Source organism: Bacillus sp. FSL K6-2839 (genome assembly GCF_038003365.1).
Classification (GTDB): Bacteria; Bacillota; Bacilli; order Bacillales; family Bacillaceae; genus Bacillus.
On sequence record NZ_JBBOOZ010000001.1, the window covers coordinates 1,154,715 to 1,171,373 of the forward strand.

General features: G+C 40.7%; 21 protein-coding genes and 1 pseudogene. All 22 read left to right on the top strand.

The window, feature by feature from the left end; all coding sequences use genetic code 11:
- Positions 1–279: 279 nt before the first annotated feature.
- The 22 genes and pseudogenes from flgB (at position 280) to flhB (ending at position 16,640) form a co-directional block, all read left to right on the top strand.
- Entirely contained in the window at positions 280–669 is a 390-nt protein-coding gene (gene flgB, locus MHH26_RS05610) for a flagellar basal body rod protein FlgB (RefSeq protein ID WP_034623641.1), read from the top strand.
- A complete protein-coding gene (gene flgC, locus MHH26_RS05615) occupies positions 669–1,121 on the top strand; it encodes a flagellar basal body rod protein FlgC (protein WP_012009953.1) in 453 nt (150 codons plus the stop codon). Before flgB ends, flgC begins: the two co-directional genes overlap by 1 nt.
- Positions 1,122–1,132: 11 nt before the next feature.
- Positions 1,133–1,450: a flagellar hook-basal body complex protein FliE gene (gene fliE / locus MHH26_RS05620; RefSeq protein ID WP_007499609.1), complete on the top strand. Its 318-nt coding sequence runs from the start codon at positions 1,133–1,135 to the stop codon at positions 1,448–1,450.
- Positions 1,451–1,499: 49 nt separating this feature from the next.
- A complete protein-coding gene (gene fliF / locus MHH26_RS05625; RefSeq protein WP_034662370.1) occupies positions 1,500–3,092 on the top strand; it encodes a flagellar basal-body MS-ring/collar protein FliF in 1,593 nt (530 codons plus the stop codon).
- Positions 3,093–3,103: 11 nt separating this feature from the next.
- Positions 3,104–4,120 (top strand): flagellar motor switch protein FliG, encoded by a 1,017-nt coding sequence (fliG, locus tag MHH26_RS05630; protein ID WP_008344808.1) that lies wholly within the window; start codon positions 3,104–3,106, stop codon positions 4,118–4,120.
- Positions 4,113–4,877 (top strand): flagellar assembly protein FliH, encoded by a 765-nt coding sequence (fliH, locus tag MHH26_RS05635; protein ID WP_034662367.1) that lies wholly within the window; start codon positions 4,113–4,115, stop codon positions 4,875–4,877. Before fliG ends, fliH begins: the two co-directional genes overlap by 8 nt.
- Positions 4,874–6,190 (top strand): flagellar protein export ATPase FliI, encoded by a 1,317-nt coding sequence (gene fliI / locus MHH26_RS05640; protein WP_034662365.1) that lies wholly within the window; start codon positions 4,874–4,876, stop codon positions 6,188–6,190. The genes fliH and fliI overlap by 4 nt, the downstream gene beginning before the upstream one ends.
- A gap of 8 nt (positions 6,191–6,198) precedes the next feature.
- Positions 6,199–6,642, top strand: coding sequence for a flagellar export protein FliJ (gene fliJ / locus MHH26_RS05645; protein WP_034620036.1), 444 nt, complete (start codon positions 6,199–6,201; stop codon positions 6,640–6,642).
- 12 nt (positions 6,643–6,654) lie between these two features.
- Complete coding sequence (locus MHH26_RS05650) at positions 6,655–7,356, top strand: MotE family protein (protein WP_106036786.1); 702 nt, start codon at positions 6,655–6,657, stop codon at positions 7,354–7,356.
- Positions 7,357–8,679, top strand: coding sequence for a flagellar hook-length control protein FliK (fliK, locus tag MHH26_RS05655; RefSeq protein WP_340972706.1), 1,323 nt, complete (start codon positions 7,357–7,359; stop codon positions 8,677–8,679). It abuts the gene before it with no gap.
- Positions 8,679–9,125: pseudogene (gene flgD / locus MHH26_RS05660) on the top strand (flagellar hook assembly protein FlgD). The gene fliK and the pseudogene flgD overlap by 1 nt, the downstream one beginning before the upstream one ends.
- Positions 9,126–9,142: 17 nt before the next feature.
- Positions 9,143–9,934: a flagellar basal body rod protein FlgG gene (gene flgG / locus MHH26_RS05665; RefSeq protein ID WP_034662356.1), complete on the top strand. Its 792-nt coding sequence runs from the start codon at positions 9,143–9,145 to the stop codon at positions 9,932–9,934.
- 37 nt (positions 9,935–9,971) lie between these two features.
- On the top strand, positions 9,972–10,187 hold the full coding sequence (locus MHH26_RS05670; protein WP_034662354.1) for a flagellar FlbD family protein: 216 nt from the start codon (positions 9,972–9,974) through the stop codon (positions 10,185–10,187).
- Complete coding sequence (gene fliL / locus MHH26_RS05675; protein WP_034662353.1) at positions 10,184–10,612, top strand: flagellar basal body-associated protein FliL; 429 nt, start codon at positions 10,184–10,186, stop codon at positions 10,610–10,612. Before MHH26_RS05670 ends, fliL begins: the two co-directional genes overlap by 4 nt.
- Positions 10,613–10,644: 32 nt before the next feature.
- A complete protein-coding gene (gene fliM / locus MHH26_RS05680) occupies positions 10,645–11,643 on the top strand; it encodes a flagellar motor switch protein FliM (protein WP_003212239.1) in 999 nt (332 codons plus the stop codon).
- Complete coding sequence (gene fliY, locus MHH26_RS05685) at positions 11,633–12,757, top strand: flagellar motor switch phosphatase FliY (RefSeq protein WP_034662352.1); 1,125 nt, start codon at positions 11,633–11,635, stop codon at positions 12,755–12,757. The genes fliM and fliY overlap by 11 nt, the downstream gene beginning before the upstream one ends.
- Before the next feature lie 27 nt (positions 12,758–12,784).
- Positions 12,785–13,147, top strand: a complete 363-nt coding sequence (locus MHH26_RS05690) for a response regulator (protein WP_007499584.1) — start codon at positions 12,785–12,787, stop codon at positions 13,145–13,147.
- An 18-nt stretch (positions 13,148–13,165) separates the two neighbouring features.
- Entirely contained in the window at positions 13,166–13,825 is a 660-nt protein-coding gene (gene fliZ, locus MHH26_RS05695; RefSeq protein ID WP_034662351.1) for a flagella biosynthesis regulatory protein FliZ, read from the top strand.
- Positions 13,818–14,483 carry a flagellar type III secretion system pore protein FliP gene (gene fliP / locus MHH26_RS05700; RefSeq protein WP_007499580.1) on the top strand — a complete coding sequence of 222 codons (666 nt, stop codon included), beginning with the start codon at positions 13,818–13,820 and terminating at the stop codon, positions 14,481–14,483. Before fliZ ends, fliP begins: the two co-directional genes overlap by 8 nt.
- A 16-nt stretch (positions 14,484–14,499) precedes the next feature.
- On the top strand, positions 14,500–14,769 hold the full coding sequence (fliQ, locus tag MHH26_RS05705; protein WP_003211206.1) for a flagellar biosynthesis protein FliQ: 270 nt from the start codon (positions 14,500–14,502) through the stop codon (positions 14,767–14,769).
- A gap of 6 nt (positions 14,770–14,775) precedes the next feature.
- Positions 14,776–15,555 carry a flagellar biosynthetic protein FliR gene (fliR, locus tag MHH26_RS05710; protein ID WP_034662349.1) on the top strand — a complete coding sequence of 260 codons (780 nt, stop codon included), beginning with the start codon at positions 14,776–14,778 and terminating at the stop codon, positions 15,553–15,555.
- The gene (flhB, locus tag MHH26_RS05715; RefSeq protein WP_106030840.1) at positions 15,552–16,640 is read left to right on the top strand and encodes a flagellar biosynthesis protein FlhB; all 1,089 of its coding nucleotides are present in this window, start codon (positions 15,552–15,554) and stop codon (positions 16,638–16,640) included. The genes fliR and flhB overlap by 4 nt, the downstream gene beginning before the upstream one ends.
- Positions 16,641–16,659 lie beyond the last annotated feature (19 nt).

Genomic DNA, 16,659 nt, shown 5'->3' on the forward strand with positions numbered 1-16,659 from the left:
CCCTTTTCAGCCAAAATACAAGCTGAAAAGGGGTTTTTTTTTATAAAAAAGAGGATTTGTCCGAAAAATGACACTCTTTTTTCCAAGAAAACCCTTACAATTCTTAGTTCTTTAAATCTAGGTCTTTGTACCTATTCGTAAAATAGATATATATTACGAGTTTTTTTTACATATACATCATAGACTTTAATCCTATTATTTCTTACAATGAACATATGGTTTTACAAATCTCGACATGATTAAATGGAATGAAATACATATGATTGGAGGTATATGGTTTTGGATATATTTTCTGGAACGATAAGCAACCTTGAGAATGCCTTGGGCAGAGCGAATGTTAAGCAAAAAGTCATAAGCAATAATATCGCGAATATAGACACACCGAACTACAAGTCGAAAAACGTCACATTTCATGATATGCTAAACGATGCGTCGATCAAGCTGGATGCTAAAAAAACATACCAAGGACACATTGATTTTTCTAAAACAGGGTCTAATTATTCAGTTGTTTCGAGCAACCGTACTTCATATCAAGAAAACGGAAATAATGTCGATATTGATCAAGAGATGAGTGAACTCGCTAAAAACCAAATTCAGTATAATGCGTTGGTTGAAAGAATGAGTGGAAAATTCAATTCTCTTAAAACAGTTTTGACAGGAGGTAAGTGATGTCAATTTTTTCAGGCGTTAACGCTTCGGCCTCAGCATTAACAGCTCAGAGGCTCAGAATGGACGTTGTATCCTCTAACCTTGCAAATATGGATACAACAAGAGCGAAACAGGTTGATGGCAACTGGGAGCCTTATAGACGTAAGCTCGTCACATTACAGCCGTCAGGTGAATCGTTTTCATCTATATTGAACTCAAGCATGAATTCGAGCGGCAAATTAGGAAACGGCGTGAAAGCAACGAAGATTACAGAAGACGAAACTCCATTCAACCTTCAATATGATCCTACAAATCCCGATGCCAATGAAAATGGATATGTTCAAACACCTAATGTTGATCCATTAAAGGAAATGGTTGACCTCATCAGCAGCTCAAGGTCATATGAAGCAAACGTGACTGCACTAAATGCGAATAAAAGTATGTTGATGAAAGCTTTAGAAATAGGAAAGTAAGGTGAAAAGAATTGGTTAACGCAATATCTCCTTTCCAGCTTCAAACCGCTCAGCAAGCAAGTGAATTGACAAATGCATCGTCCGTTCAGGCGGCTGCACCTAAAAGTCAAACGAATTTCTCTGATGTGCTGAAAAATTCCATTGAGGCATTAAATCAATCACAGCTGAAATCAGACCAGTATACAAATGCTCTTGCACAAGGAAAAGATGTCAATCTCGATGAAGTCATGATTGCCTCGCAAAAAGCGAGTGTGACACTCACAGCTGCAACGGAGTTTCGAAATAAAGCAGTCGAAGCGTACCAAGAGATTATGAGAATGCAGATGTAGGAGGTGCTGACGGACAAAAAAAGACTGAATGGAATGACCGGGGGTTAAGATGAATCGTACTTTAATGCAATTAAGAACAAAAACAGTTGAGTTTTGGCGAAATCGATCAAAATTACAAAAAATACTTATGATTGGCGGCGTTGCTGCCCTAGCAATCATTATTACGGTTGTTAGCATCTTTGCTTCTTCTGAAAAAATGGTTCCATTGTTTAAAGATTTGTCTGAGGCAGAAGCTGGACAAATCAAACAGGAACTGGATGGCAAAAACGTTAAATCGGAACTTGCGAATAATGGAACAACGATTCTCGTTCCAGAAAAGCAGGCTGACACTTTAAAAGTAACACTCGCATCTGAGGGTCTCCCTAAGACAGGGAATATTGATTATTCCTTCTTTGCGAACAATTCCGGCTTCGGTTTAACAGATAATGAATTTGATGTTCTGAAAGTAGACGCAACTCAGACAGAACTATCCAATCTGATCAACACGATTGATGGGATTAAAGATTCAAAAGTTATGATTAACCTGCCAAAAGATTCCGTTTTTGTTGGAGAAGAGCAAAGTAATGCATCAGCATCCATTGTGCTGCAAGTTGAGCCTGGCTACACGCTCGCGCCGCAGCAAGTAAAAGGCCTTTATCATCTTATTTCAAAAAGTGTGCCGAATTTAAAGACAGAAAACATTGTCATTATGGACCAAGATTCCAACTACTACGACTTAAACAGCAGTTCCGATTCCTATGCAAGTGGAATGGATGCACAGCAGCAGAAAAAAGAAGAGATTGAAAAGAACCTTCAAAGAAAAATTCAACAGCTGCTCGGAACAATGATGGGTCAAGAAAAAGTGGCTGTATCGGTCACAACAGACATTGATTTTACTGAAGAGAAAAGAAAAGAAGATCTTGTAGAACCAGTTGATAAAGAAAACATGCAAGGCATTGCTGTCAGTGCTGAAAAGATTGCTGAAACTTATTCAGGAAATGGTGCAGCAGCTGGTGGTACCGCTGGAACAGGCGACGATGATGTCACAAATTATCAAGGCGCCGATGGAGCGAACGGTAGCGGAGATTACGAAAAGAGCGAAGATCGTATCAACTATGAAGTCAACCGCATTCATAAAGATATCAAAGAGAGCCCTTATAAAATTAGAGATGTTGGCATTCAAGCATTGGTCGAACCACCAACGGCAAACGATGTGAACTCTTTAACACCTGAAAGGCAAGATGATATCAAAAAGATTCTTTCAACGATCATTAGCACTTCAATTGATAAAGAATACACAAATGGTCAAGCGCTCACTCAAGCGGACTTAGATAACAAAATTGTTTTATCTGTATCAAAATTAGACGGTAAACAGCAAACTGCAGCAGAAAACCCATCAAACAATATTCCAATCTGGGTTTATATTGTAGGCGGTGTGCTACTACTTGCAATTATCGCTCTCATTATTCTTCTTGTGCGTAAACGCAGAAAAGAAGAGGAAGAAGAGTTTGAGTTTGATGAACGTACACCAATCCATGTTCCTGATATCGACACTGAACCAGAAACAGAAGAAATGGTGAGAAAAAATCAGCTTGAAAAAATGGCAAAAGAAAAACCAGAAGACTTTGCTAAATTGCTACGCAGCTGGCTGTCCGAGGATTAGGAGGAATACACATGTCGAGAAAAGATCCAAATCGACTAACAGGCAGACAAAAAGCAGCAATCCTAATGATTTCCTTAGGGCTAGACGTGTCAGCATCTGTATACAAACATCTGTCTGAAGACGAAATAGAAAAATTAACATTAGAAATTTCCAATGTACGAAGTGTAGATACTGCTAAAAAAGATGAAATCATCGAAGAGTTTCACAGCATCGCCATCGCGCAGGACTACATATCACAAGGCGGTCTTATGTACGCAAGACAAGTGCTTGAAAAAGCGCTTGGTGAGGACAAAGCGGACAGCATCTTAAACCGATTAACATCCTCGCTTCAAGTGAAACCGTTTGATTTTGCTCGAAAGGCTGACCCAGAACAAATCTTAAACTTTATCCAGCATGAGCATCCACAAACCATCGCGCTCATCCTTTCCTACTTAGATCCAGTCCAAGCTGGGCAGATTTTATCTGAATTAGGTGAGGAAGTACAAACAGAGGTTGCGAGACGTATTGCTTTAATGGACCGCACATCTCCAGAGATCATCAATGAAGTGGAACGCATTCTTGAACAAAAGCTTTCTTCAACCTTTACGCAGGACTATACGCAAACGGGCGGGGTCGAAGCGGTTGTAGAAGTACTAAATGGTGTAGACCGTGCGACCGAGAAGACCATTTTAGACACACTTGAAATTCAAGATCCTGAGCTTGCTGATGAAATTAAGAAACGTATGTTTGTCTTTGAAGATATTGTCACTCTTGACAGTAGAGCGATTCAGCGTGTGATCAGAGATGTTGAAAATGATGACTTATTGCTCGCGCTCAAAGTGGCAAGCGAAGAGGTCAAAGAAATTGTCTTCCGCAACATGTCACAGCGAATGGTCGAAACGTTCAAAGAAGAAATGGAGTTTATGGGACCTGTCCGGCTTAGAGATGTCGAGGAAGCACAAACTCGTATTGTCAGCATCGTAAGACGACTCGAGGAAGCTGGAGAAATCGTCATAGCTCGAGGCGGAGGAGACGATATCATTGTCTAGGATTATCAAACATGAAACATCTGTTATTCCTGAGCAAGGCCGGCAAACGATTCCTTTGCAGCAAGTGGAGTTTAAAAAAGAACATCACGAAGAAGAGCTTGTCAATGAAACAGAAGCATCGCAGCTTGTACTAAGTGATGCTGAAGATCAAGCAAGCCGTATAGTAGAACAAGCAAATAGTGAGCTTGAAAAAACAATGGCTGAAATCAATCAGCGCCGCGCTGCTTTTGAAGAAGAAAGAATGCAGCTCATTGAAGAAGCGAAACAAGCAGGTTACCAAGATGGCTTCCAAAAGGGTGAAACAGATGCGAATATGCAGTACCAATCGATTCTTGATCAAGCGAATGACATTGTCAGTCTTGCCAAGCAGGATTACGAAGAAAAAATTGAAAGCTCCGCAGAAAAAATTGTGGAACTGGCTTTCGAACTCGCCAAACGCGTTTGGTACTCGGCTGAGGACACGAAAGATCAATTTTTGGCTCTCGTGAAGCAGGTCATTTCAGAAGTGAAAGAATATGACGATATTTCCATCTATGTTGACCCTGAACATTACGATCATGTGATGGAGTATAAAGACGAATTAATCAGAATCCTTCAAAAGGATACACACCTTGCCATTTACTCGGATGAAAAAGCGCCAAAAGGGACTTGTTACGTAGAAACAAGCTTTGGAAAAGTGGAAGCGAGTGTTGATACCCAAATGAATCAGTTGAAAGAAAAGTTACTAGAAGTCATTGATTCAGGTGATCACAAATGAACATTGATGTGTTAAAAGAAACAATTGAAACCGCCGATCCTTATAAACGATTTGGCAAAGTCAATCGAGTTGTTGGGCTGATGATTGAATCTAAGGGGCCGGAGAGTTCTATCGGGGACGTGTGTCTCATTCATAAAAAAGGGCGTAGGCACGATCCGATAAAAGCAGAGGTCGTAGGGTTTAGAGATGAAAACATTCTGCTCATGCCTTATGTAGAAGCATCCAATATTTCACCAGGAAGTCTAGTTGAAGCGACAGGTGAGTCGCTGAAGGTCAAAGTTGGGACTGGATTAATCGGCGAAGTCGTTGATGCCTTCGGTGATCCGCTGGACGGCAGTATGCTTCCAAAGGGACTTGCGCCTGTTTCGACAGAACAGTCTCCCCCAAATCCGATGGACAGGCCGCCGATTCGAGAAAAGATGGGCGTTGGTGTCAGAGTGATCGATAGTCTGCTCACAGTTGGCACTGGTCAAAGGATCGGGATTTTTGCTGGAAGTGGTGTTGGAAAAAGTACCTTAATGGGAATGATTGCAAAGCAGACAGAAGCAGATCTGAATGTCATTGCCCTTGTAGGAGAGCGTGGCCGTGAAGTTCGTGAGTTTATTGAAAAGGATTTAGGTGCTGAAGGACTGAAGCGTTCGATTGTTGTTGTCGCAACTTCTGACCAGCCTGCACTGACGAGAATGAAAGCTGCTTATACAGCAACAGCTATTGCGGAATATTTTAGAGACAGAGGGAAAAATGTCATGTTCATGATGGACTCTGTTACACGGGTCGCTATGGCACAAAGGGAAATCGGGCTTGCAACTGGCGAACCGCCAACGACAAAAGGATATACACCTTCGGTGTTCGCTATACTGCCTAAATTACTTGAACGAACTGGAACGAATCAGCTTGGTTCCATCACAGCGTTTTACACAGTGCTTGTTGATGGTGACGATATGAATGAGCCAATTGCTGATACAGTCAGGGGGATCTTAGATGGCCACATTGTACTTGATCGTGCTTTAGCCAACAAAGGACAATTTCCTGCTGTCAATATTCTGAAAAGTATCAGCCGCGTTATGAGCAATATCGCAAGTCATGATCACAAGGAGGCGGCCAACCGGTTCCGCCAGCTTTTATCCACTTATCAAAACGCTGAAGACCTCATTAACATTGGAGCTTATAAAAAAGGCTCCTCGAAAGACATTGATGAGGCCATGCAGGCTTATCCTCATCTGATTTCATTTTTGAAGCAGGATGTAGAAGAGGCTGTATCTATTGAAGACAGTGTGAATTTATTGCTCCGTTTGATGAATAGAGAGGATTGACAAAAACAGTGAGATATCAATACAAATTTCAAAAGCTCTTAGAACTGAAAGAAAGTGAAAAAGACAAGTCACTCGCAGCGTACCAACAATCCGTTTCAGCATTTGAGCAAGTCGCTGAAAAACTCTATGAAAATATGAGTAAAAAAGAATTAATGGAAAAAAGCAAAGAAGAAAAGCTGAGAAGTGGTATGAGTGTTCAAGAAATGCGTCATTACCAGCAATTTGTGACCAATTTAGATAACACCATTCAGCACTATCAGCAGCTTGTGATCATGAAACGCCATCAAATGAATGAAAAACAATCTGATTTAACTGAAAAAAACATTGAGTTTAAAAAGTTTGAAAAAATGAAAGAAAAGCAGTATGAAAAGTTTTCCCTTGAACATAAGGCCATTGAAATGAAAGAAATGGATGATATCTCTATCAGCCAATTCATGTTTCAAGGACATTAGGAGTCGAGATGAATGCCTAAGAAGGAAAAAACGAAGGAATCAAGCGGCGGTAAATTTCAATGGATCTTGTTTATTGTCATTATCCCATTGATTGTGCTTGTGATTGTGACTGGCACAATCCTTTATATTGCGGGTTTTGATCTAAAGAAACCGCTCCAAAACATTCCTGTGATCAGCAGTTTGGTTGGTTCAGATGACACCTCAAAAACGTCATCTTCACATAATGATCAAAGCGATGCAGAATTGAAGGAACTGAAAAAGACCATTAAAGAGCAAAAAAATGAACTTGAAATTGCACAAAAAGATTTAAAAACAAGTGATGAAGAGATTAAAAGACTGAATCAAAAAATCAGTTCGCTTGAAAAAACATCTAAAAATGATGCGAATAATACGTCAGCGAGTGATAGTTCAACAAACAACAGCTCATCAAGCGATACATCAGGTAATAATGCGTCAGGGACAACTTCTGATGGGGCAGGAGCCTCTAACCAGAAACCTAAAGGGAAGATTGTCAGTATCTATGAAAGCATGGACGCAGGGAAATCCGCCAAAATTTTATCAGAATTAAGTGATAAAGAGGCATTGAAGATCCTTGAAGAGCTGAGCAAAAATAAACTAACAGATATATTAGCAAAACTGACACCTCAGAAGGCAGCTACATTTACGAAAGAGCTTGCTAAAAAAGAAGAAAGTGAAAATGGGGGTGGACAATAAGTGAAGCTATTGGATATTGGAGCCTTACAGCAATCGTCTCAAGGTCTTTCGGGGCCAAAGGGAGGCGGCGTGGCATCTGCACGCGGGTTGTTTAAACAATTACTTAGCGGGGCAGGCGCACAAAGCGGTCTTGTTAATGCTGAGACAGCGGGTGCCTCTCTTTCCATCAATGATGCGATGCAAATCATTGAAAAATGGATGCAATCACCTGAAGAAGGGATCGACGGAGACCTTCTTGAAGCGCTTCAAACACTTCAAAGTCAAACGCTTGATTCGTCTGATCTCAAGTCACTAGAAGAGTTATTTCAAAAAATGGAATCATCCATTTACGATGATCAAGCTGATAAGCCAGCTTCTGAACATAGTGAGCAGCTCATACAAGTCCACTTTTTCTTATATCAACTGCTCAATCAACAGCCGCTCAGCTTTGATGCAAAGCTAGTGCAGGATATTGAAGCAAAAGGTCAAGACTTCATTCACTTTCTTTCGAAAAATGGGGTAGATGAGAAACTGATTCAGCAAGTAAAAGAGCAGTTTTTCTCGCAGGGTTCAGCACCAAAGCTGAATTCGATGTCTCAAAGTGAGCTGAAACACTTTAATCAGTTAATCGACCATATGATGGCAAACGCAAAAGGATCAGACAAAGAGTTGAAAATTGCTTTAGGAGAGTTAAAAGAATTGGTCTCTCCAAGACAAGAATCTACTCTTGCTTCTCCGGCAAAAGGTGCTTCCTCCCTTGAATGGCTCATCAAAAAGGAAGTTGTCAAAGGACAAAGCACTGCTGCACCTGCTTCTGAAAAAAACATCACTCATACGCTTTTGCCAGGTCATAAGCAGTTTTTTCAACTGCAATCAGTAGCTCCTGTTCAGCAGACACAAACAACTGATGAAAAGCCAGGAACGGTTGATCAGCAAATACTAAATACGTGGAAGCAAATGAAATTCACGCCATTTGGCAACTCAAGCGGACGCTTCACAGTTCGATTAAATCCAGAAAATCTCGGATTTATCACGATTCAACTGACGAAGCAAAACGGTATGTATGCGAGTAAAATTACAGCTTCGACACAAGCAGCGAAAGAGCTGTTAGAGCATCACCTGCCGCAGCTCAAACAGGCGCTTCCGAATATGTCGGTTCAAGTGGACCGTTTCCATATACCGCTTCAATCAAATGAGCAGTCGTTATTTGGACAGTTTAATGAAGAAAACAAGCAGCAGCAGTCAAAAGGGCAGAATTTCCAGAAGCCTGATGAACAGGAAGCAGAATTCCAAGATGTACTGGATGCTCTTGTTGGGTCAGATGAAGAAGAGGAGGAAATCTAATGGCAACAGTTGATGCTACAAATAGAACAGTCGCACAAACAGACACTTCTTCAAAGGCAGAAAAGAAAACAGATACGCTTGGCAAAGATCAATTCTTGAAAATATTGCTTACACAGCTTCAAAACCAAGATCCGACAAACCCACTAGATGACCGTGAGTTTGTCACACAGCTTGCAACATTTTCATCTTTAGAACAGCAAACCAATATGAATGATTCTATCACCAAGCTGAATCAGCTTATGTCTACATTTGTTGCTCACCAAGATCCGTTTACGACGTATGTAGGATGGATTGGTAAAGAAGTATCCGGTAAACAAGATGATAAAGAGATATCAGGCACTGTGAAGTCTGTTAAAAACATAAACAATGAATAGTTCCTGTATTTAGAAGATGGAACGAAAATCAGCCCTTGGGATGTTACAGCAGTTGGAGAAAAAACGAAGTAATTCGAGGAGGAAAATAAATGTTACGCTCACTTTACTCAGGAATTAGCGGAATGAAAAACTTCCAATCAAAATTAGATGTTGTAGCCAACAACGTAGCCAACGTCAATACACACGGATACAAAAAAAGCCGTATCACTTTTAAAGATATGGTCAGCCAAACCATTGGAAGTTCTGGTGGACCAACGAACAACTCTGGTTCAATCAACTCAAAACAAATTGGTTTAGGATCATCTTTATCTTCTATTGATAAAATTATGTCAGCGGGATCTTCTCAAAATACAAATGAACCTTACGACTTCTATATCAATGGAGATGGGTTTTTCCGGATTGAAAGTCAAGGAGAAATTCTTTATACAAGAACAGGGAATTTCGACACTGATTCAGAGGGAAGCTTAGTCACCCCTGATGGAAATTATCTGCTTGGAATGAATGGACAAAAGATAACGATTCCAGACGGCGTTTCGAGTGTGAGTGTTGGTCCAGATGGAACGGTTTCGGTTGTTGAAAACAATGTATCAAGAACCGTTGGTCAAGTATCACTCGTATCTTTCCGTAACGCAGGAGGGTTAGACAAAGTTGGTGACAACCTTTACCGCCAGACCTTAAGCTCAGGTGCTCCAAGTAACCCTATCGTACCTGGTGAACAAGGAACGGGCGTCATCCAAACAGGTAAACTTGAAATGTCAAATGTTGATTTAACAGACGAGTTTACTGAAATGATTATCGCACAGCGTGGTTTCCAATCGAATGCAAAGACGATCACAACATCTGATGAAATCCTGCAAGAGCTTGTGAATCTGAAACGATAGGAGGTAGGGGGAGCGGTTTATCGCTTCTCTGCTTAATATGATTGAAGTGACAAGATTAAATGGCAAAGGATTTATGCTGAACGCTCTCCATATCGAGCAAATCGAAAGCTTTCCAGACACGACCATTACATTAGCCAATGGAAAGAAATTCGTTGTGAAAGAAGATAAAGAGCAGCTTCAAGAGAAAATCATTTCTTTCTACAGAAAAATCCAAGTCATTTCATTGAATCAAGGAATAGAGGAGTTTGAATGAAGAAGAAATTAGTCGTAGTAATGCTAATCATGATTATTGCCATCGTCGGAATTGGAGCAGGCATCTTTTTTCTGCTGAATGGGTCAGACGAAGCAAAAGCAGAAAAAGAGCCAACAGCAGATGAAGTCGTAAAAGCTTCTGTTGAAATTCCTGAGATTATTACTAATTTAAAGTCTGAAGGAAATGCTGTCAAACTTGTATTGAATATTGAAACGGACTCTGAAAAAGCAAAAGAAGAGCTCGAGAAAAGAAGTTTTCAAGTGAAAGACGCCGTAATCGACATTTTATCAGACACGAATGCAGATGAACTTGATGGCAAAAAAGGCAGAGAACATTTTAAAACACTAGTCAAAAACAAAGTGAATAACTATTTGCAAGATGGCAAGGTGAAAGAAGTATATATAACCTCCTTTAATCTGCAATAGAGGCGATTAATTGACACGATGGAGGTGAAGAAATGTCAGGAGAAGTGCTTTCCCAGAATGAGATCGATGCATTATTATCCGCCATATCTACAGGCGAAATGGATGCAGAAGAGCTGAAAAAAGAAGAAACGACGAAAAAAGTGAAGGTGTATGATTTTAAACGTGCACTGCGCTTTTCGAAAGACCAGATTCGAAGTTTAACAAGGATTCATGATAACTTCGCTAGACTGCTCACCACGCACTTTTCAGCTCAGCTAAGATCATATATTCAAATTACTGTCAGCTCGGTTGACCAAGTACCATACGAAGAATTTATTCGTTCGATTCCTAATATGACATTATTAAACTTATTTTACGTCAGCCCGCTTGAAGGAAGAATCATGCTTGAAGTGAACCCAACAATCGGCTATGCCATGATGGACAGGCTGATGGGCGGGATTGGCATTAGTCATAATAAGACAGAATCACTTACAGAAATCGAAACAAAGATTATCTCAAACATGTTTGAGGGAGCTTTGGAAAATTACAGAGAAGCGTGGCAGTCCATAACCGACATCGAGCCTGAAATGGCAGATTTCGAGGTAAATCCCCAGTTTGTTCAAATGGTGTCACCAAACGAAACAGTTGTCGTCATTTCTCTTAATACACAAATTGGTGAGGTCAGCGGGGTTATTAACCTATGTATTCCTCATGTTGTATTGGAGCCTATTATTCCGAAGCTGTCTGTACACTACTGGATGCAGTCTGAACGAAATGAACCAAAACAACAAGAAACAAAGGCCATTGAAAAACGGATTATGACGGCAAAAATACCGGTAGTCGCAGAGCTAGGGGAATCGGAAATGACGGTGGAAGAGTTTTTGAATTTGGAAATTGGTGATTGTATTGCCTTGGACAAACCAGTAAATGCGCCTCTTACTGTTATGGTCGGAAATAAACCGAAATTCTTGGGACAGGCCGGCCGCGTGAATCGGAAACAGGCGATTCAAATTCTAGATCACGACATAAGAGGTGAAGAAGATGGAGAATAACGGAAGTAAATTATCACAAGACGAAATCGATGCGCTCCTTAAAGGAGGCAGCAATGACGATATAGAGCCTGATACAATCCTTTCTGCAATGGAGCAAGATGCCATTGGGGAAATCGGAAACATTTCATTCGGTAGCTCTGCAACAGCACTTTCAACCCTATTAAATCAAAAAGTGGAGATTACTACTCCAACTGTTACAGTGATTCAAAAAAGTATGCTGAATGAGGAATTTCCTCATCCGTATGTCGCTATTGAAGTGAATTATACAGAAGGCTTCAGCGCAAGTAACTTGCTTGTCGTCCAGCAAACAGATGCAGCAGTCATTGCGGACTTAATGATGGGCGGAGACGGGACAAATGCTGACCCTTCTTTAAGCGAGATTCACTTAAGTGCAGTGCAAGAAGCAATGAACCAAATGATGGGTTCTGCTGCGACATCCATGTCGACGGTCTTTAATAAAAAGATTGATATTTCTCCGCCGCGCGTCGAATTACTTGATGTGAAAGAAGGAGAAGGGACAGACCGCATTCCAGCTGAAGAAATGCTTGTCAAAGTATCCTTCAGATTAAAAATAGGTGAACTCATCGATTCAAATATTATGCAGCTTTATCCTATTACATTTGCGAAGGATTTAATCGCAGAATTAACAGACCCTGCGCAAGAGGAAGAGCCGGTTCAAGACACTCAAGTGAGCACACCTGAACCTCAGCCGGCAGCTCCGCAAACGCAGTCTGCACCAGCGCAGCAAGCAGCTCCGGCGAAAAGACAGGCGAAGCCAAAGCCGGCAGCACCTGTAAATGTAGCACCTGTTGAATTTGAAGCGTTCAGTGAGCCTCAGCATACAACAAGCCAGCTTGGAAATCTTGATATGCTGATGGATATTCCGCTTTCCATTACGGTGGAACTTGGAAGAACTCAGCGCAGTGTAAAAGAAGTCCTTGAGCTTTCAGCTGGAAGTATCATTGAACTGGACAAACTTGCTGGGGAGCCAGTAGACATTCTGGTGAACAAACGAATTGTCGCCAAAGGGGAAGTCGTTGTCATTGATGAGAACTTTGGTGTTCGTGTGACTGATATATTAAGTCAGTCAGAAAGACTTTCTAATTTAAAATAAACAAACATATAGGGAGAGAATAAGTAAATGGCTACTAAGGTATTAATCGTAGATGATGCAGCATTCATGAGAATGATGATAAAGGATATTCTTGTAAAAAACGGATTTGATGTCGTAGGAGAAGCAGAAAACGGCGCTCAAGCAGTTGAAAAATACAAAGAAACTTCTCCAGACCTTGTCACAATGGATATCACAATGCCAGAAATGGACGGGATCACAGCGCTAAAAGAAATTAAACAAATCGACGCTTCTGCAAAAATCATCATGTGTTCTGCAATGGGGCAGCAGTCAATGGTTATTGACGCGATCCAAGCAGGTGCAAAAGACTTTATCGTGAAGCCGTTCCAGGCAGACCGTGTACTTGAAGCAATTAATAAAACGTTAGGCTAAAAAAGGGTGTAAGACTTGTTGAAAAAACGTTTGATATGTATAGCAATGATCAGTTTTTTGCTTTTCTTGACGATGCAGCCTGCCTCACTGTTTGCTGAAACGAAAGATCCTGAAAATGGCACAGTGAATGACTGGCTCAAAGAAGAGAAAGGCAGCAAAAAGGATACAGAAAAGACAACCACTGACAATCAAACGAATCCGGCAGAAGAAGTTCCCTCTTCTTCTGTCTCCATTATGGATTTTGTCAAAATGATTGGTGCTTTACTTTTTGTCATCCTGCTCATATATGGATTGGTGAGATTTGTTGGTAAGCAAAACCGCTTACTTAAACCATTTCGCTATGTTGAAAATATTGGCGGAACGACGGTTGGCCAAAACCGTTCAGTCCAGCTTATCAAAGTGGGCAGACGAGTATTAGTTGTTGGAGTAGCGGACTCAATCCAGCTGCTAAAAGAAATTGATGATGAACAAGAATGTGAAGCGATCGTGAAACAATATGAAGAAGCGATGGAAAGCAAAACAGATTTACCAAAAATCGTTCAAAAATTCACATCGCAGGTAAAGAAACAAAATCAGCCAACCACTTCTTCTTTTTCAGCCAATTTGAAGGCGCAGCTAGCCGAATTGAAAAAGACCCAAGCAGAAGTCAGAAAGAAAGGCCCGAAACAAAATGAATGAGTTTATCGATTTATTTAATTCCAGCGGTGCAGGGAACATTAGCACGTCTGTCCGTCTTCTTTTACTTTTAACCGTATTTTCGGTTGCACCAGGCATTCTCATTTTAATGACATGTTTTACACGAATAGTGATTGTACTTTCATTCGTTAGAACGTCACTTGCAACCAACTCAATGCCGCCAAACCAAGTGCTTGTAGGGCTTGCTTTGTTTCTCACATTTTTTATCATGGCACCCACGTTCTCAGAGATTAATAAAGAGGCACTGACGCCGCTTTTAAATGATGACATTACGCTAAATCAGGCATATGAAAAAGCCGAAGTGCCAATTAAAGAGTTTATGAGTAAACATACGAGACAGAAGGATTTGGCTTTATTTCTTAGTTACGCAAAAATGGATACACCTGAATCGATAAAAGATATTCCGTTAACGGCGATGGTACCCGCTTTTGCTATTTCAGAATTAAAGACGGCATTTCAAATTGGTTTCATGATCTTTATTCCATTTTTAATTATTGACATGGTGGTCGCAAGTGTCCTGATGTCAATGGGGATGATGATGCTTCCTCCGGTTATGATATCGCTCCCTTTCAAAATATTGTTATTTGTTTTAGTCGATGGATGGTATTTGATTGTTAAATCTTTGCTGCAAAGCTTTTAGAGTAGGTGCTTAAAACATGAGTTCAGAATTTGTCATTACGATGGCTGAAAGATCAGTGTATGTGGTATTGCTTGTCAGTGGGCCGCTTCTAGCGCTCGCTCTTATTGTGGGACTGATTGTCAGTGTGTTTCAGGCGACAACCCAAATTCAAGAACAGACGCTTGCGTTCATTCCTAAAATTGTTGCAGTTCTTATTGGGCTTGTTGTGTTTGGTCCATGGATGCTGTCAACCATTGTGTCCTTTACGACAGAGCTGTTCTCGAATTTAGATCGATTTGCAGGTTAACCAGCGATGTCAATCATAGAATTATTCCCTGCTTTTCTGTTAGTTTTTATTCGGATCACCGCTTTTTTTGTGACAGTACCGCTTTTAGCGCATAGAACAATCCCAGCTGTACACAGAGTTGGCTTCTCACTGTTTTTAGCCGTGATTAGTTTTAGCACGATTAAGGAACCGCCAGCACTCGACGTAGACGGTCTTTATATGATGCTTGCTGTGAAAGAAGCAATGGTCGGACTTCTGCTTGGACTGATTGCATATATCATGGTGTCCGCTGTTCAAATTGCCGGCTCATTCATTGATTTTCAAATGGGCTTTGCGATCGCCAATGTAATTGATCCACAAACAGGGGCGCAAACGCCGCTGATGGGGCAGTTTTTTTATACGGTCACATTGCTATTGATGCTGGCAACCAATGCACACCACCTGCTACTTGATGGAATCTATTACAGCTTTCAATATATTGCAGTTGATCAGTACGCACTGAATTTCGGCAGTGAATCCTTTGCTTACTTTATTGCAAAGAGTTTCAACCAAATGTTCATCATTGCCTTTCAAATCTCGGCACCGGTTGTCGCCAGCTTGTTTTTGGTCGATTTGGCACTGGGCATTGTGGCACGAACAGTTCCGCAGATGAACGTATTTGTGGTCGGACTTCCTATTAAAATGGGTGTGAGTTTTATTATGATCATCATCTGTATGGGCGTCATCTTCGGTGTTGTCCAAAATACATTTGATACGATTGTACTCACCATGAGGAATTTCTTAGCATTGGTCGGTGGTTCGTCATGATGACAAGGCTTAGACTAGACTTGCAATTTTTCGCAGGTGAAAAAACAGAAAAAGCAACGCCGAAAAAGAGACAAGATTCACGTAAAAAAGGTCAGGTTGCCAAAAGTACCGACGTCAATACAGCCATCTCATTTCTATTAATCTTTTTATCATTCTTTTTTATTGGGCCTTTTATGAAAGAGCGTATTATTGCGCTTATTGAACGTTTTTATTCAACAACCATGCTAATGAAGGTTAGCACATCTAATATTCATCAACTATTCATGGAATTGCTTCAGGAAACAGCGCTCCTTCTCATGCCAATCCTTGGTGTTGGTATGCTGGCAGGTGTCATCAGTAACTATTTACAAGTTGGCTTTCTCTTTTCAACAGAAGTCATCAAACCGAAATTAGAAAAGCTAGATCCTATCAAAGGGTTTAAACGGATATACAGTATTCGAGCCCTCGTAGAGCTATTAAAATCTATTTTGAAAATTGGTTTTGTTGGTTTTGCGACATTTATTGCACTTTGGATGCACTTTGACGAAATTCTGCGGCTTCCTTTATTAACAGCAGAGGAAACCCTTCATTTCGTCGCAAATATGACCTTGATTATGGGTCTATATGCAGCAGGCGCTCTAATGGTCTTAGCAGGGCTTGATTATATGTATCAGAAATTTGATTATGAAAAAAACTTGCGGATGTCTAAACAAGACATTAAAGATGAGTATAAAAAATCTGAGGGTGACCCGCTCATAAAATCAAAGATTAAACAGCGCCAGCGGGAAATGGCCATGAGACGGATGATGCAGGAAGTCCCAAAAGCGGACGTCATCATCACAAACCCAACCCACTATGCAATTGCTTTAAAATATGACGAAGAAAAGATGGACGCGCCCTTTGTTGTGGCAAAGGGAACAGATATTTTGGCTTTGAAAATTAGAACGATTGCGAAAGAGCACGATATCATGACCGTAGAAAACCGGCCGCTCGCTCGTGCACTATATGATCAGGTCGACATCGACCAAGCGGTGCCAGAGGAATACTTTAAGGCGATCGCAGAAATTTTAGCTTACGTATATAAAACGAAACAAAAGATTTTATGAATTTTTGGTTTTAAAAGGA

What these genes read in the sequence shown, in the direction of transcription:
- MHH26_RS05670 (WP_034662354.1), top strand. Translation starts at nt 9,972, where the DNA reads ATGATTGAAGTGACAAGATTAAATGGCAAAGGATTTATGCTGAACGCT.
- flgC (WP_012009953.1), top strand. Translation starts at nt 669, where the DNA reads ATGTCAATTTTTTCAGGCGTTAACGCTTCGGCCTCAGCATTAACAGCT.
- MHH26_RS05650 (WP_106036786.1), top strand. Translation starts at nt 6,655, where the DNA reads ATGCCTAAGAAGGAAAAAACGAAGGAATCAAGCGGCGGTAAATTTCAA.
- fliR (WP_034662349.1), top strand. Translation starts at nt 14,776, where the DNA reads ATGTCAATCATAGAATTATTCCCTGCTTTTCTGTTAGTTTTTATTCGG.
- flhB (WP_106030840.1), top strand. Translation starts at nt 15,552, where the DNA reads ATGATGACAAGGCTTAGACTAGACTTGCAATTTTTCGCAGGTGAAAAA.
- fliM (WP_003212239.1), top strand. Translation starts at nt 10,645, where the DNA reads ATGTCAGGAGAAGTGCTTTCCCAGAATGAGATCGATGCATTATTATCC.
- fliP (WP_007499580.1), top strand. Translation starts at nt 13,818, where the DNA reads ATGAATGAGTTTATCGATTTATTTAATTCCAGCGGTGCAGGGAACATT.
- fliL (WP_034662353.1), top strand. Translation starts at nt 10,184, where the DNA reads ATGAAGAAGAAATTAGTCGTAGTAATGCTAATCATGATTATTGCCATC.
- fliY (WP_034662352.1), top strand. Translation starts at nt 11,633, where the DNA reads ATGGAGAATAACGGAAGTAAATTATCACAAGACGAAATCGATGCGCTC.
- MHH26_RS05690 (WP_007499584.1), top strand. Translation starts at nt 12,785, where the DNA reads ATGGCTACTAAGGTATTAATCGTAGATGATGCAGCATTCATGAGAATG.
- fliG (WP_008344808.1), top strand. Translation starts at nt 3,104, where the DNA reads ATGTCGAGAAAAGATCCAAATCGACTAACAGGCAGACAAAAAGCAGCA.
- fliF (WP_034662370.1), top strand. Translation starts at nt 1,500, where the DNA reads ATGAATCGTACTTTAATGCAATTAAGAACAAAAACAGTTGAGTTTTGG.
- flgG (WP_034662356.1), top strand. Translation starts at nt 9,143, where the DNA reads ATGTTACGCTCACTTTACTCAGGAATTAGCGGAATGAAAAACTTCCAA.
- fliQ (WP_003211206.1), top strand. Translation starts at nt 14,500, where the DNA reads ATGAGTTCAGAATTTGTCATTACGATGGCTGAAAGATCAGTGTATGTG.
- fliI (WP_034662365.1), top strand. Translation starts at nt 4,874, where the DNA reads ATGAACATTGATGTGTTAAAAGAAACAATTGAAACCGCCGATCCTTAT.